At 68.2% G+C, this 1,003-nt stretch carries 1 protein-coding gene; it reads left to right on the forward strand.

The annotated features are described in order from the left end of the window. Positions 1 to 596, forward strand: a 596-nt coding sequence (locus U9980_RS16900) for a PASTA domain-containing protein (RefSeq protein WP_322768796.1), incomplete at its 5' end; no start/stop codon positions are given. Between the last annotated feature and the right edge of the window lie 407 nt (positions 597 to 1,003).

Consider the following 1,003-nt stretch of genomic DNA (forward strand, 5'->3'; position numbering starts at 1 on the left):
CCGAAGCCCAGAGCAGGCTCACCCGCCAACAGCTCAACGTGACGCCTACCTCACGCCAGGAAGCCAACGCCACGATCGCGGCCGGTAACGTGATCAGAACGGACCCGGCCGCGGGCACCGAGCTCGCCCAGGGCACCGCGGTGACGTTGATCGTCAGCACCGGCCCGGCCACCGTCACCATGCCCTACGTGATCCAGCTGACGTTCGAACAGGCCCGCAGCCAGCTCCAGACACTCGGTCTCACCGTCAACCGTGCGGACATCAACGACGACACCGTCGCCGCCGGCAGCGTCGTGCGCACCTCCCCCGACCCCGGGCAGCAGGTCAACCGCGGCTCGGCGGTCACCCTGTTCGTCTCCAAGGGGCCGCCCGACACAGGTGGAGGGGGCAACGGCGGGGACGGCAGCGGTCAGCTGGTCGACGTTCCCGATGTTGTCGGCCTCAAGTACCAGGCCGCCGCGCGAGTACTGCAACACGCCGGGCTGAAGGCCGAACGCGACTGGTTCCCCTTCTCCGGCGACACCGTCAAGAGCATGAACCCGCCCGCCGGAAGCCAGGTCCAACAGGGCACCAAGGTGACCCTCACGGTGGGATAGATCAAATGATGATTTGGCGATCGTTCAGGGTGGATTCCATGGCGGCCGGATCAAACCGTCCGGACGAATCACCGTGGACGGCGAGGGCGAGATACGTGCCCGCGCGGGGTGTTCCCCGTCACCATGGGAGCGGACGGTGTATGCGGGTGCCGACCAGCGCCTGGGCTGCGCACCGTACAGGGGGAACGGGGGGGACGCCATGGGAGTATCACTCACCAGGCGACGAGCGGAACGCCTTGACCGGTTGATCGACGGTCGGCAGCCTGTCGTGGGCATGCGCGACCGCACCAGGCTGGACGTCGTCACCGCGCTGCGAGCCTGTGAACAGGTGTCGCCGCGCGAGGAGTTCCGCGCGTCCCTGCGCGCCCATCTGCTCGCCGAACCCCCGACCAGCGAGCTCCACAACC

Source organism: Protofrankia sp. Cr1, from assembly GCF_963555865.1.
In the GTDB taxonomy this organism is placed as follows: domain Bacteria; phylum Actinomycetota; class Actinomycetes; order Frankiales; family Frankiaceae; genus Protofrankia.